The organism is Hymenobacter rubidus, from assembly GCF_016734815.1.
In the GTDB taxonomy this organism is placed as follows: domain Bacteria; phylum Bacteroidota; class Bacteroidia; order Cytophagales; family Hymenobacteraceae; genus Hymenobacter; species Hymenobacter rubidus.
This window is the reverse complement of the sequence record NZ_JAERQF010000046.1, coordinates 23,667-37,988: the sequence shown is the minus strand read 5'-3', so window position 1 is coordinate 37,988 and position 14,322 is coordinate 23,667. Positions and strand designations below refer to the sequence as shown.

Annotated in this window: 8 protein-coding genes and 1 tRNA gene; 5 read left to right on the top strand and 4 right to left on the bottom strand. The window is 62.4% G+C overall.

What is annotated here, in order from left to right; genetic code table 11:
* Positions 1-204: hypothetical protein (locus JKL48_RS21000; protein ID WP_201987029.1), on the top strand; the 204-nt coding region annotated here is incomplete at its 5' end.
* Here JKL48_RS21000 and JKL48_RS20995 read toward each other — a convergent pair.
* A tRNA-Asp gene (locus tag JKL48_RS20995) sits at positions 199-274 on the bottom strand. The two genes, JKL48_RS21000 and JKL48_RS20995, sit on opposite strands and share 6 nt — an antisense overlap.
* A 204-nt stretch (positions 275-478) precedes the next feature.
* Between JKL48_RS20995 and dinB the strand changes: the two genes are divergently transcribed.
* The 4 genes from dinB to JKL48_RS20975 all read left to right on the top strand — a co-directional run bounded on the left by dinB (position 479) and on the right by JKL48_RS20975 (position 8,366).
* Positions 479-1,558: a DNA polymerase IV gene (gene dinB, locus JKL48_RS20990; RefSeq protein WP_201987027.1), complete on the top strand. Its 1,080-nt coding sequence runs from the start codon at positions 479-481 to the stop codon at positions 1,556-1,558.
* Positions 1,559-1,916: 358 nt separating this feature from the next.
* Positions 1,917-4,049 carry a carboxy terminal-processing peptidase gene (locus JKL48_RS20985; RefSeq protein WP_201987025.1) on the top strand — a complete coding sequence of 711 codons (2,133 nt, stop codon included), beginning with the start codon at positions 1,917-1,919 and terminating at the stop codon, positions 4,047-4,049.
* 353 nt (positions 4,050-4,402) lie between these two features.
* Positions 4,403-7,438, top strand: a complete 3,036-nt coding sequence (locus JKL48_RS20980; RefSeq protein WP_201987023.1) for a PAS domain-containing protein — start codon at positions 4,403-4,405, stop codon at positions 7,436-7,438.
* Positions 7,439-7,715: 277 nt separating this feature from the next.
* The gene (locus JKL48_RS20975) at positions 7,716-8,366 is read left to right on the top strand and encodes an HAD family hydrolase (protein ID WP_201987021.1); all 651 of its coding nucleotides are present in this window, start codon (positions 7,716-7,718) and stop codon (positions 8,364-8,366) included.
* Between the two features lie 79 nt (positions 8,367-8,445).
* Here JKL48_RS20975 and JKL48_RS20970 read toward each other — a convergent pair whose 3' ends face one another.
* The 3 genes from JKL48_RS20970 to JKL48_RS20960 form a co-directional block, all read right to left on the bottom strand.
* Positions 8,446-8,736 (bottom strand): hypothetical protein, encoded by a 291-nt coding sequence (locus JKL48_RS20970; RefSeq protein WP_201987019.1) that lies wholly within the window; start codon positions 8,734-8,736, stop codon positions 8,446-8,448.
* 70 nt (positions 8,737-8,806) lie between these two features.
* Positions 8,807-10,723, bottom strand: a complete 1,917-nt coding sequence (locus JKL48_RS20965) for a CocE/NonD family hydrolase (RefSeq protein WP_201987017.1) — start codon at positions 10,721-10,723, stop codon at positions 8,807-8,809.
* Between the two features lie 175 nt (positions 10,724-10,898).
* Positions 10,899-14,222 (bottom strand): AsmA-like C-terminal region-containing protein, encoded by a 3,324-nt coding sequence (locus JKL48_RS20960; protein ID WP_201987015.1) that lies wholly within the window; start codon positions 14,220-14,222, stop codon positions 10,899-10,901.
* Positions 14,223-14,322: the final 100 nt, after the last annotated feature.

Below are 14,322 nucleotides of genomic sequence, written 5' to 3'. Positions count from 1 at the left end.
TACGTGCGCGAACGCCTCATGGCCCGCCTGCCCGAGCGCCTGCTCATGCGGGCCGAACGCAAAGCTGAGCGTGAGCGCCGACCGCCTCGGCGCAAGGCCAAACCCAAGGCCCGCAAGTCCGTGGCCGGCGGTCGGGCCGGGGCTAGCCCGGCCGCTAAAAAGCAAAAAGTCCCGGCCGCTGCTGCGACCGGGACTAAGCTGTAGAGAGAGGACTCGAACCTCTAATTGTACTAGCGAGATAGGCTAGCGCGTCTGCCAATTCCGCCACCCCACAAGGTTTATTGGTCCAAAGTTAGGCATTAGCGTGCGAAAAATCACAAAAACTCTTAATACTATTTTCTTATTAACTTCTTGTAAGTGAATAAATTCACTGCAATCGTTTGCGGAAAAGTACGGGGCCCAAAGCCACGGGAAAAGCTCGCGGCTTTTGCGCTGCCCCTGCAACTTGGTATTTACCTTTGAAGAAAATAGCCAACAAGTGAGTGAGGTTCCGGCACGCAAAATCATCCACCTCGACATGGATGCCTTTTATGCTTCGGTGGAGCAGCGCGACCACCCCGAACTGCGTGGCCAGCCCGTGGCGGTGGGCGGTGCGCGGGAGCGGGGTGTGGTAGCCGCCGCCAGCTACGAGGCCCGGCAGTACGGCGTGCGCTCGGCCATGGCGTCGGCTACGGCGCTGCGCAAGTGCCCGGAGCTGGTGTTCGTGGCGCCGCGCTTTGCGGTGTATAAGGAGGTGTCGCGGCAGATTCGGGCCATTTTTGCCCAATACACGCCGCTCATCGAGCCCGTGTCGTTGGACGAGGCTTACCTCGACGTGACGCACAACCTCAAACAGCTGGCCTCGGCCACCCAGATTGCGCGGAAAATCCGAGCCAAAATTCTGGCGGAAACCCAGCTCACGGCTTCGGCGGGCATTTCCTACAATAAGTTTCTGGCCAAGCTGGCTTCTGATTACCGCAAGCCCAACGGGCAGTTTGTGGTGCGCCCCGAGCAGGGACTTGCCTTTGTGGAGGGGCTGGCGGTGGGCCAGTTCCACGGCGTGGGGCCCGTGACGGCGGCCCGCATGAATCAGTTGGGCATTTTCAGCGGAGCCGACCTGCGGGCCCAAACCGCCAAGTTTCTGCAGCAGCACTTTGGCAAGGCCGGGCGCTACTACTTTGCCATTGCCCGCGCCGAGGACCACCGCCCCGTGGTGGCCGACCGCCTGCGCAAGTCCATGGGCTCGGAAACCACTTTCGGGCAAGACCTGACCGAATTTACGGACCTGCTGGACGGGCTGCGGCCGCTGGTGGAGGAGGTGTGGGAGTATTGCCAGCGCAGCGGCATCCGGGGCCGCACCGTGACGCTGAAGGTGAAGTTTGCCGATTTCCAGCAAATAACGCGTAGCCGCAGCGGGGTGGGGGTGGTGCCCAGCCAGGCGGTGCTGGAGCGCATGTGCCGGGGGTTGGTGGAGGGCCTGTTTCCGCTGGCCAAGGGCGTGCGGCTGCTGGGCGTCACGCTCTCTAACTTGAACAATGCGCCGGAAGCCGCGGGCCGCCAGCTCACGCTGAGCTTCTGAGAAGCTGCAGAAAAAGTCGCCAAAATCACCTTACAGCGGTTTCGGAGTCGGTATCCAGGCGCTGGAAGTAGCGCGAACTCTGTAGTTCGCGTCCCCGCGCCAGTCGCTTCGATAAGACGGCGCGCGGACGCGAACTACAGAGTTCGCGCTACGGTACACCGACTCCGAAACCGCTGTAGACCGTCCTCTACATCATGTGGCGGTTCCGCAACCCTGCTATTTCTTTTTCGACATTGGGAGCAATTACTGGTGCGATTCTGGTTAAGGAGGTGTCATCTTTACCGCCGGGCCTGTACTGGTTGCTTGCTGGCCGCTCGCCGGTACTGTTTTTCCTTCTTCTAATCATTCGCCTCTCCGCATGCAATTCCCCCGATTTAAGCTAGGACTTTATTCGACTTCTGTGCTGGCCCTGCTGGGACTGGCTTCGTACTCGGTGTACCAGGGCACGCCGCCGCGCGACCAGGTGGTGTTGGGCGTGATGCTGCAAGGCCTCAGCCAGTTGCACTACCAGCCCGAAAAGCTGGACGACCAGTTTTCGCAGCGCGTATACGACCTCTACCTCAAGCGCATCGATGCCAACAAGATGCTGCTGCTAGCCCCGGAAGTGGCCCAGCTGGAGCAGTTCAAAACCAAGATTGACGACCAGCTGCGCGGCGGCACCCACGAGTTTCTGGACGTGAGCAGCCAGTTGCTGAGCAAGCGCACGCTCGAAATTCAGGCTCTCTACCGGCAGATTCTGGCCAAGCCCTTCGACTTTGCGGTGCAGGAAAACTGGGAAACCGACCCCGCCAAAGCCAATTACCCCGCCAACGCCGCCGAGCAGCGCGAGCAGTGGCGCAAGATGCTGAAGTACCAAACCCTGGCCCGCCTCTCAGAAATGATGGACGACGAGGCCAAGAAGAAGGACAAGCCGCTGGCCGCCGCCAAGGTAGGCGCCTCGCCCGCTACGACGTCGGAAAAAGTGCGCACGCCGGCCGAAATGGAGGCCGAAGCCCGCAAGCGTGTGCTGAAATACTGGGACGACGCTTACGCCGACCTGCTCCAAACCGATGCCAATGACCGGCTGGCCGCCTTCGCCGACGTCATTGCCAATACCTACGACCCGCACACCGAATATTTCGCCCCCATTGCCCGCGACAACTTCGATATTGCCATGTCGGGCCGCCTGGAAGGCACCGGCGCGCAGCTGGTAGAAGACGAAGGACACCTGAAGGTGACCGACATCGTGGCCGGTTCGGCGTCGTTCCGCCAGGGCGAGTTGAAGGTAGGCGACATCATTCTGCGCGTGGCCCAGGGCGCGGCCGAGCCCGTGAGCGTGGAAGGCATGCGCTTCGACAAAGCCGTGAAGCTGATTCGGGGGCCCAAGGGCACGGAGGTGCGCCTGACGGTTCGCAAGCCCGACGGTGCTACGGTGGTCATTCCCATCATCCGCGACGTGGTGGTGATTGAAGACACCTACGCCCAGTCGGCCCTCGTGAAGCAGGGCGGCCGCACCTACGGCTACATTCACCTGCCCGGCTTCTACGCCGACTTCAGCGGCAAAGGTGGCCGCAGCAGCGCCGTCGATGTGAAAAATGAGCTGGCCAAACTCTCCAAAGAAAACGTGGCCGGCGTGGTGCTCGACCTGCGCTACAATGGCGGCGGCTCGCTGCGCGATGCCGTGGACATGGGCGGCCTGTTTGTGCCCACCGGCCCCATGGTGCAGGTGAAAACCAGCCGGGGCGCCGCCCAGGCCGTGGCCGATACCGACCCCACGGTGCAATACGCCGGCCCGCTGGTGGTGCTCGTGAACAAGTACAGCGCCTCGGCTTCTGAGATTCTGGCTGCTGCTATGCAGGACTACCACCGCGCCATTGTGATGGGCAGCACCACCTACGGCAAAGGCACCGTGCAGCAGGTTATCGACCTCGACAACGCAGTATCGCCCGAAGTGAAGGCGCTCAAGCCGCTGGGCTCGGTGAAAATCACGCTGCAAAAGTTTTACCGCGTGAACGGGGGCTCGACCCAGTTCAAGGGCGTGGTGCCTGATATTACCCTGCCCGATGCGCTGGCCTCGTATGCCAAAGGCGAGCAGGAATCGGAATACCCCTTGCAGTGGGATGAAATTGCGCCTGCCGCCTACCAGCCCACCAATACCCTGCCGGCTCTGGATAAACTGCGGGCCGCCAGCGCCGCCCGCGTGGCCGCCAGCCCCGGCTTCCGCCTTATTACTGAGGCCGCCGACCGCGCCACCACCCGCCGCAAGCAGACTGTGCTTTCGCTCAACCTGGCGGCCTACCGCGCCCAGCAGCTGGAGGCCCGCGCCGTAAACAAGCAGCAAACTGCTGCCCAGAATGCCCTCGCCGTGCTCGATGTGACGGCCCTGGCCGCCGATGCCCGCCCGGCCACCGATTCCACGGCTGCCAAGCGCCTATCCCGTTTCCTGAAGCCCCTGCGCAAGGACGCGGCCCTGGCCGAAGCTGTAAGCGTGATTGGCGATGAGCTGAACTAGCGTGTTGCGTTGAAGCTGTGGTTAAAATCGCAAGCCGGTCATGCTGAGCGCAGTCGAAGCATCTCGCGTGCAGCAGTAACTCAATCGATTGGATTGCTAACACAAGCGAGATGCTTCGACTGCGCTCAGCATGACCGACTGCTGGTTGGTTGACCATCTGAATGCCATAGGCTAGGCATAATTATAAGGTCAAAAGGCCCCCGCTGCTACTGAGCAACGGGGGCTTTTTGCTTTTCAGGAACTTCCTTTGGCAGGGGCCGCGAAGTGGTTTTCTTGTTAAGGGAGACGGGCTTTTCAGGAATTTCCGGCTGGCGCATACCGGCCAACTTCCGCGCGCTGCTTATTTTCGTGTCATGGCTGATGCTGCCGCTGTTCCTTCTCCTTTTTCTACCGACTTACGCAAGCTATTTCCGGCGGATGACCTGCTGGTCGGGCTCCTGGAAAACGCCCTGAACGGGGTGGCGCTGTACACGCCCATTCGAGCGGAAAGCGGAGAAATAGTCGACTTTGCCATCCAGCTGCTAAACCCGGCTGCGCAACGCATGCTGCGACAGCCGGCCCGGCCGGCGGGCACTTACTTACAGCACTTTCCGCACACTGTCCAGACGGGCGTCTTTACTTTTCATTGCGAAGCGTTTGAGTCGGGCCAGCCCAGGCGAATGGAAGTGAATTACCAGGGCGACGGCCTCGATAACTATTTCCTCCTCTCGGCGCGGCGTGTGGGGGCGGGGCTGCTGGTGAGCTTTCTGGATACTGCCGACCAGCCGCGCTCGGCCGTGGAAAAGGCCCTGCGCGAAAGCCAAGCCCGCGAGCGGGCCGCATTGGCCGAGGCTGAGAGCCAGCGTGCGAGCCTGCACGAAACGTTTATGCAGGCCCCGGCCATGATTTGCATCTTTGGCGGGCCGGAGCACGTGTTTGAGTTGGCAAATCCGTTGTACCAGAAGCTGGTGGGCGACCGGCCATTGGTGGGCTACCCCATTCGGACGGCCATGCCGGAGCTGGAAGGCCAGCCCATTTTTGGCCTGCTCGATGAGGTGTACCGCACCGGCGAAACCTTCCGGGCCAACGAAATGCTGGTGCAGCTCGACCACGACAATTCCCACCCGCAGGAGCTGGAAAAACGCTACTACAACTTCATTTATCAGGCCCGCCGCAATGCCCAGGGCGTGGTCGACGGCATTCTGGTGTTTGCCTACGACGTGACCACGCAGGTGGAGGCCCGGCAGCAAATTGCGTCCAGCGAGCAGCAAACCGCCACGGCCAACGAAGAGCTGGCCAGCACCAACGAAGAAATCCAGGCCAGCAACACCGAATTGCTCCGGGCCCAGTTGTTGCTGCGCGAGCTAAACCAGGAGTTGGAAGCCCGCGTGGCCGAGCGCACCGCCCAGGTGCAGGCCGCGCAGGCCGAAGCCGAGCGCCAGCAGACCCGCCTGGAACAGTTTTTCATGCAGGCGCCGGCCGCCATCTGCATTCTCGACGGGCCGGAGCTGGTGTACGAGTTGGTGAACCCGGCCTACCAGGCGTTTTTTCCGGGGCGCCCGTTGCTGGGGCGGCCCCTTCTGGATGCCCTGCCCGAAATAGCCGACCACGCGGTGTACCGCGCCTTCCGGAAGGTGTTCGAAACGGGCATTACCCACGAAGAGCCTGCTTTGCTCATTCCCTTTGTTCGCTCTTCGGATGGCGTGCTGGAGGACCGGTATTTCAACTACATTCAGCAGGCCCGCTACGATGAAAGCGGGCAGATTGACGGCATTCTGGTATTTGCCCTGGAGGTGACGGAGCAAGTGATGGCCCGTCAGCAAGCCGATGCCTTGCAAGCCAAACTGCTGGCCACGGCCCGGCGCCAGGCGCAGGAGCGCGAAACGCTGTACCAAGTGTTTGAGCAAACCCCGGCCATTGTGGGCCTGCTGCGCGGCCCCGACCACCGGGTCGAGTATTTCAACAACGCCTACCAGCAGCTGGTGATGGGCCGCCTGGTGCGGGGGCGCCCCGTGGCCGAGCTGCAACCCGAGGCCGTGGGCCAGGGCTTTATCGACCTGCTGGACCGCGTGTACCGCACCGGCGAAACCTACTACGGCAATGAAGTAGCGCTCCAGGTGGAGCGGGAAGGCCGGCCCCGCCAAACGTCCTACCTCAACTTCACCTACCAGGCGTACCAGGAGCAGGGCCAGACGGTGGGCATCTCCGTGTTTGCCTACGACGTGACCGAGCAGGTGCTGGCGCGGCAGCTGCGCCTGGCCCAGCAGCGGCAGCTCAACGCGCTGTTTGAGCAGGCGCCCGTGGCCATTGCCGTACTGCGCGGGCCTAAGTACCTGGTCGAGCTGGCCAACCCCGGCATGTGCGAGCTCTGGGGGCATACCCGCGAGGAAGTGCTGGACAAACTGCTGTTCGAGGCCATGCCCGAGCTACAGGGCCAAGGCTTTGCCGAGCTGCTAAACAACGTGGTGGCCACCGGCGAGGTGTACGCAGCCCAGGAGCGCCCCATCCGGCTGCCGCGCCAGGACCAAACCGTGGAAGTGTACGTCAACTTTGTGTACCAGCCCCTGCACGACGGCGCCGGCACCACCACGGGGGTGGCGGTGGTGGCCACCGATGTGAGCGAGCAGGTGGCAGCCCGCCAGCTGCTGGCCCAGGCCAACGCCGAGCTGAGTGCCGCCAACCAAGCGGCAGTGGCCCGCAACGCCGAGCTGGCCGCCGCCAACCAGCAACTCATCCGCACCAATCAGGACCTCGACAACTTCGTGTACGCGGCCAGCCACGACCTCAAGCAGCCCGTCAATAACCTGCACGGGCTCTTTGAGGAGCTTCGCACCGTCACCACCTTCACCGACCCCGACGAGGAGGACATGCTGGTGCCCATGATTGACGAAGCCCTGCACCAACTGGCCGCCACCATCGACGATTTGGCCGCCGTGGGCCAGGCCCAGCAGCTACCCACCCTGCCCGCCGAAACCGTGGACCTGGCCGAACTCACCCAGGAAGTGCTCCAAACCCTGCAGCCGCAGGCGCTGGCCGCCCGCGCCCGCATCACCACCGATTTTAGCGCCCGGCCCACCATTTCCTATGCCCGCGCCAACCTGCGCACTATTCTGCTAAATCTGCTCAGCAACTCCCTGAAATACAACGACCCGTCCCGGCCGTGCCGGGTGCATCTGTCGTTGTGGCTGGAGGCCGGTCGCCCCGTGCTGCTGGTCGAAGACAACGGCCTGGGCTTCGACGTGGACCGGCACCGGGCCGAGCTGTTTCACCTGTTCCGCCGCTTCCACGACCACACCGAAGGCACCGGCGTGGGCCTGTACCTAGTGAACCGCATGGTGCAAAGCCACGGCGGCCACATCGAGGTGGAAAGCGAAGTAGGCGTGGGGAGTACGTTCCGGCTGTTTTTATGAGGCTGCTGGTTACAATTGGGGAGTGTTTTACCCGCGTCTGTCATCCTGAGCGCAACGAAGGACCTTCTCACCGATGAAGGATTTGCAGAAGGCTAAATGACAGCAAACCGTTCTGGCTTGGTAAGGTCCTTCGCTGCGCTCAGGATGACAGACGCCAACATCAGTTGACAGCATTGCTGAATTTTGATGCAGGTTTAACTAAAAAAACGGGTGAGACAAAGGCTGCTGAGCGACCTTTGCGGCAGTTCTTATCAGTTGGTTACCCTATAATTCTTGCATGAAAGCATTTCTTTTCGACCTCAACGGTACCATGATTCACGACATGGAATACCATACCCGCGCCTGGCAACACCTGTTTAACAACGACCTCGGCGGCCGTTTTACTTGGGACGAAGTGAAGCCGCAGATGTACGGCAAAAACCAGGAAGTGCTGGTGCGCATGTTCGGCCCCGACCGATTCACGGCGGAGGAAATGGATTACTGGGCCGTCGAGAAAGAGAAGCGGTACCAGCAGGAGTTTCTGCCGCATCTGGCGCTGCTGCCGGGGCTACAGGATTTTCTGGAACGGGCGCACCAGGCGGGCATTCCCATGGCCATTGGTTCAGCGGCCATCCCGTTCAACATTGATTTTGTGCTCGATAACCTCAACATCCGGCACTATTTCAGCGCCATTGTGAGCGCCGATGATGTGTTGCTCAGCAAGCCCCATCCCGAAACCTTCCTCAAAGCCGCTGAGCAGCTGGTTGTAGCGCCTGCCGACTGCCTGGTATTTGAGGACGTGCCCAAGGGCGTCGAAGCCGCCCTCAATGCCGGCATGAAGGCCGTGGTGCTCACCACCACGCACCAGGAAGCCGAATTTGCGCACTTGCCCAATGTGCTGCATTTCGCCCCGGATTTTACGGATGCCTACATGCAGGCACTGGTGTAGTGCCTGCTCCAGCAGAAACAAGACGCCCCGCTGTGCAACTGCATAGCGGGGCGTTTTTGTGGACGAATAAGTTGCCAGCTTATCCTTTCATTTTGCCTTTCTTGGCGCGTTTGGCGTCGCGGTGGGCCTGTCGCTCAGCTTCGGTGCGGGCGGGCGGGGCCGGGGTGCCGGTGCCGGGCGACAGCCGGTCGCGGTTGTTGCTAATGCTGGAGCCATCCACGGCCGTGCGCACGCGCGGCTGGTTATTGGAGGGCGCCATGGGGTTGGAGTTATTGTCGGCCGGGGCGTTGCTGGCGGGCGTGGTCTGGGCCAGGGCGGCGGTGCTGAGGCCGAGCGAGAGCACAGCCGTAAGGAAGGTGGAGGATTTCATGCGAAGCGAGGAAAAGAAGTGTACGCTCCTGCTTACGCACCGCTGCCCCGTGCGGGTTACAGCGCGGGCCTCACGGCGTCAGCACCAGCACTCGAATGGCGGACGGATGTTGGGCATCGTGGTAGAGCCGAATGGTGGCTTTTTGAAAGTCTTTTTCTTCGGCTGTGGCGATGGGCACGAAGGTTTGCGGGTTGCGGTCGACGAGCGGAAACCAACTGCTCTGCACCTGCACCATCAGTCTATGGCCTTGTTTGAATGTGTGCAGCACATCGGGCAACTCGTATGTTACCTTGGTCGGCATATTAGGAACAAAGGCTTCCGGCTTCGAAAAACTGTTGCGGAACCGGCCGCGCATCACCTCAGCGCGCACCAGGCGCTGGGTGCCATCGGGCAGCTCATCGATGACTTTCACGATGAAGTCAGCATCGGTGCCGGAGGTGCTCACCCAAAGGTCGGCGGTGATAGGGCCGGCCACGGTGAAGTCGTTGGGCAAGGTTTCGGTCCGAAACGTGAGAACATCAGGGCGCTTGGCGGCAAAGCGCTGGTCCTCTATCATGTACTCATTGTTGCGCTCGGCGTGGACGCCGTCAGTGTAAGGCACCGGGTTGGCTGGGTCGCTGAGGTACTGAGTGTATAATTTGGGAGTTTTAACCTTGGCAGACTTAACGCCCAGGTTTTTAATGGAGCCTTTTAAAGCTTCTGAAGCTTTGGGGTTAATCACGGCCAACTTGCTGCCATCCAAAAGGTAAAGGACGCGCGTCTTTGTAGCAGCCGGTGGCCAGGCCGAATGGCTTTTCCACTGGTTGGTGCCGGTATCGAACACCGTCGCTTCGGCCGGGTTAAAGCTGCCTTTGTCCTTCAGATAAAAGTTGAAAAAGGGCGTTTCCAGCGCTAGCCGAAAGGTTTGGGCCGTGTTTGAGCCAAAGCTGAGGGGACCAAATTTGCTCCATTCGGGGCGGGCCCAGGCGCCGTGCGTCCAGGGGCCCATCACGAGGCGGTTGGTGGCGCCGGGGTTTTGCTTCTCGATGGCCTTGTAGGTGTTCAGGGCGCCGTACAGGTCCTCGGCATCGAACCAGCCGCCGACTACCAGCACGGCCGGCTTCACGCCCTTGAGGGCCGGGCGAATATTCCGCGCCTGCCAGTAGGCGTCGTAGGTTTCGTGCTGCATGTACTCGTTCCAGATGCGGGCGCGGTTGTTGAAATACGCCGGGCCGTTGGCATTTTTGATGGGGCCAAGCTTCAGGAAAAATGTGTACAAGTCCTTCGGCTCGAACTTGAACAACTCCTGATAATCAGCCACCGGCTGGGGCCGGGGAACGTCGAAATAATTGGTGAACTCGAAGTTGTCGAGTAGAAAAAACGCACCCTTGTGCCGGGCATCGTCGCCGATAAACTCATCCGTAACCGGGGCCTGGGGCGACACCGCTTTCAGCGCCGGATGCGCCGCAGGCAAGGCCGCTGAAGCGTAAAAACCGGGGTAGCTGATGCCCAACATGCCCACGCGGCCGTTGTTGCCCGGCACATGTTGCAGCAGCCACTCAATGGTATCGAAGGTGTCGGTGCTTTCGTCGTGCGGAGCCGTTGGGCCGGTTGCCCCGGCCTGCCCGGCGCGCAGGGCGGGCGTCATTTCCTCAAACTGGCCCTCCGACAGGTAACGTCCGCGCACGTCCTGGTACACGAAAATGTATTGCTCTTCCGAAAGCTCCCGGCTAGGACCGGGGCCGTGCGTACGGTAGTTGTTCTCCCCATACGGTCCGGCAGAATACGGCGTGCGCGTCATCAAAAACGGGTAAGGCTTGGCCGCCGAAGCATCTTTGGGCACGTAAATGGTCGTGTAGAGCTTCACCCCGTCGCGCATGGGTATCTGGCGGTCGAGCTTGATGTAGTGCTGCCGCACGAAAGTGGAATCCTGGGCGCGGGTTTGCGCGCGGGCTGCCATGGTAGTAGCCAGCAGACAGACAATCATCGCAAGTGGAAAGCGGGGCATTGGGGAAGGAAAAAGTAAATAGAGATAAGAATGAAGAACCGGTCATGCAGAGCGCAGCGAAGCATCTCGCTCGGTATCGCCTTCACGATTGGATGAAGCACGCAAGATGCTTCGCTACGCTCTGCATGACCGGCTTTTGCTCTTCTTCACCTCTTCACCGCACCTCGTTGCTTCCTCACCGCAGCAGCTTCACCGTGGTGTCGAGGCGCTGGGTGAGCAGGTAGTTGCGGTATAGTTCGCTCAGCTTGTTCATGGCTTCCCGGTGCTCGTCGCGCTGAAACAGGCGGACGGAATACTTCTCTTTGGGAGCCGTGCGGCGCAGGTTCACGTAGGTCAGCTTGCCGTTGTTGGAGTGGCTGACCGGCTCGCCGCTCTGGATGCGTTCGATGCGCTTGTTGTTGTTGCCGAACAGCGCTTGCAGGGGTTTCAGGCCGATGTAGAGGTTGGTGGCGCCGTCGAGGCCGTAGTGGCCGCTTACTTCCAGGTTGCTCAGGTTGCTGTTCAGGTGCAGGCCGGGGATGATAAGCTGGCCCTGCGCGAGCAAAAACTCGCCGGTGACGGGCTCAAAGTACAGGTGGCTGGTGCGCTCGGATTTCATAAACTTCAGGGCTTCCATCAGCACCTCCACGTTCAGCAGCTCCAGGTCGCGGAAATTGGTTTTCAGGTAGCCGGCCGTTTGCGGAAATTCGGGTAGGAAGGTGGCGCCGAGGTTGGTGCGCACATCGGCCACGCCGCTCAGCGTGCCTTTGATGTTGTCGGCGCTCAGCACGCTCAGGCCCAGGCTGGAGGCCGTGGCAAACAAGGCAGGCAGCTGCACATCCTGCAGGTGCAGCTGGAGCCGGGTGGGGTGGCGGGTGCGGCTGACTGTGCTGCGCATGTAGCCCCGCACGCTCAGGTGGCCCTGCAAGGCATCAAACGAGCAGTTGTCGAGGCGGGCCTCGCCATCGAGCAGGTGCGATACAAAATGGAAGCGACTCCCGTTGATGGCCCCGTAATGCACCTGGTCGGCTTCCACCCGCAGCACGGCGCTGAGCACGCCGTTGGCCAGCAGGGAGTGGTTGCCGGGGAGCTGCTGGCGGGCGGCGCGGCGGGTGGCGCGGCGCTCGGCCCGGGCCTGGGCGCGCGCGGCAAGCACCGAATCGGTGGGAGCGGTGAGGCTGGCAATGAGGCCAAGCAGGCGCTGCACGTCGAGGGTGGCGTAGCGCAGGGTCACGTCGGCATCGGCTGCGGTGAGGCGCAGGGCTTCTACCTGGGCCGTGCCTGAGGCCTCGCCAAAACCGCCTTCCGGCGTGCGGAAGCGCAGGTAGGGCATCCGCAACGAGGGCCCCGCCTTTATCAGGCGCAGGCTTACCCGACTCATACTTTCGTCTTCGGGAAGCTGCACGCGGTCGATGTTAAGGTCGACCTGGCCGTTGGCGGCCAGCAGCAAATCGCGCAGGGCCGGGCTGGAGGCCGACGCACCAGAGCCTTTGGCGCGCCGCGCTGCGGGTTGCTTCCCTGGCCGCACTACGGGCCGGTTTAGCCGGGCCAGAAATTGCTGGTAGTTCAGGGTGTCGAAGTGCACGCTCAACTGATATTGCACGGGCGCCACGCGGTTGTCGGGGTCGGTGGGCCACTGCACGTTGCCGCGCACCTGGCCGCCCCACACTACTCCGGCAATGTTGAGCAGCTGCACCTGCTGGCCGTCGTGGTGCACGTCCACGGCCAGGTTGTTGAGGGTATCGGTGGCCAGCAGCAGGCGCTGGCAGCGCAACCGCACGTTCAGGCGTAGGCCGGCCGGAATTAGCTCACTGCCCAGCGTGGCGGCCAGCTGGGCTTTGCTGGCCTGGCTGCGCGGGCGGGGCGCGGGCTTGGGCAGGCTGGTGGGCGCAAAGCCGCCGCTGTTGGTGCGCGGCACGGGCCGCAGCAGGGTGCGCAACGAAGCCACGCGCAGCTCATCTACCGCAAACTGGCCGCTGATGCTGGCCGTGGCGTGCTGGCCGGTGAGGTAGTCGAGCAGGTAAACGGTGGTGGCCGATGCCTGAAACTTCATGGCATTCAGCGTACCCGAGGCGTTGGAAAGCTGCCAAAGGCTGTCGCGCAGCCCCACGCGCACGTTCAGACGGGAAAGGTCGGCCCCGCGGGCGGGCAGCAGAAACGAGGCCTGGTGCAGCACCACTGTGCCGCGCAGCGACAAAGGTTTCTGGGGTTGCGGCGGAGCGGGGCGGTTGGGTGGCGGGGGCAGCAGGCCCCGCAGCTGCACGTTGATGTCGGCAGTGCCGGCGCGGGCGCGCCACCGCCCCGGCGACACCACGGCTGCCAGCTGCACCAGCTCGGCACTGCCCCGAAAGCGGCCGTTGAGAAAAGGTCGCCGAAAATTGGTCAGCGTCAAGCCAATATCGAGCTGACCCGCCGGGGAGTAGATGCGACATTGCCGCAGCGTGAGCACCGTGGACGTGATGTGGTGGGCCGGACCGTTGTCGTAGGTGCCCTGCAAGTCCCAGCGGTCGATGCGGCGGGCTGGGCCCGGCCACTGCAGACTGGCCCCGCGCAGCCCAAACGTGAGCACGTTGCGGGGCGTCTTCATGGGCCCGCTCAGGCCCGTGATGGTGTAATGAATGTGGGCCTTGCTGGGGCTGGTAGCGCCTTCCAGGTAGGGTTCGAGGCGCGGGGGCAGAGCGGCGTGCAGCACCTCGGTAAGCGGCTGGTCGCCCACGAAGCTCAGGTTCATGAAGGTGCCGGCCGGCTGGTCGGGGTCCACGGTGTGGGTGCCGCTTACCCGGATGGTGTCGCCGTTGAGGGTGGCGCGGGTGCGGTACAGCTGGCCCTGGTGGTTGGCAAATGTGTATTTGTAGTTCACCCAGGCCATCACGGGCTTCTGCTCAAACAAGGTGCCGGCGCGGGTGCGCAGGTAGCTCAGCTCCCCATCCAGGGTGCCGCCCACGCGCAGCACGCCGCCCCGCAGCCGGGCCGTGAGCTGGGCCTGCCGCACGGCCACGCCAAACTGACTGCGCGAGTAACCGTTGTGCGAGCTGAAGTGGAAGTTATTCACCACCAGCTCGTCGAGTATCAGGTTGATGGTGGGGGCCTTGCCGGTGCCCTTGCGGCGCTTGCCGCGCAGGCCCCAGGCCCGGCCCAGCGAATCGACCCGCTCCCGAAAATCAACGTCATTCACCACCACGCGGCGCACCTGCACCCGGCCGCGCAGCAGGCTCAGCAACTCCACGCGCAGGTCGGCCCGGCCCACCTGCAGCACCGGCATGTGCTGCCGAAACGAGGTATCTGTAAGGCTGATGTGCTGAATGGAGGCCGTGAGGTGCGGAAAGTCGCGCCAGGGCGAAATCTCCACCTCGAACGGGGCCAGCACCAGCTCCGAGTTTTGCGTGAGCGCCGTGCGCACCTTTTGGGCCACTAGGCGCCGGCCGTAGTCACTGCCCAGCACCCACACCGCCACGCCCGCCCCCACGATGCCCAGCAGCACCACCGATGCCAGTACACGTCGTAGGGGAAAGGATTTCATAGCAATTTACCGCGGCGGCCTGCTTGATGTCACGCACTGTTGTGCCAAAGTAGGCCAATCATACGGGAAAATCCGAACGGCGCCTAACGGCGCGGCGCCG